Consider the following 439-nt stretch of genomic DNA (forward strand, 5'->3'; position numbering starts at 1 on the left):
GTCGTAGGGGTGGCCGTTGACCTGGAGCTGGATTGCATGGGCGTCGGGGTAGTACCGGCGTGTTCTGATGGGGCGGAAGGAGTGGCTGCGCCCCAGTTCGGTCGTGTCGCCGGGAGGCAGGGTGCGCTTGGTGAGTTTGAAGACCTTGGGGGTCTGCCGGCCGTTGGCCTTCTTGCGCACCGGGTGCGATCGGGTGGTCTCCGACCCACTCGGAAACGCCAAGGATGTCCAGCTCGGAAAGGGGAACCTCACCGTACGGATCCGCCGAGACCGGCGACACCAGCGAGAAGGTGCCGTCCTCGGAGTACGAGAAGTCCCGTGTCAGGTAGAGCGGCTGGGCGCGCCTCGCGGGCGAAGTCCGTCCACGTGCCTGCCGACTGACGCTTCGCGTCGTCTGCGCTCATTGCGCTACTTCCTGTCATTTCTCACATACCTAGAG

Annotated in this window: 1 pseudogene; it reads right to left on the reverse strand. The window is 64.9% G+C overall.

The annotated features are described in order from the left end of the window. Nucleotides 1–252, reverse strand: a pseudogene (locus AC1DSF_RS30925) (hypothetical protein); the annotation flags it as partial. Nucleotides 253–439 lie beyond the last annotated feature (187 nt).

It is taken from the genome of Variovorax sp. 01N429 (genome assembly GCF_056399425.1).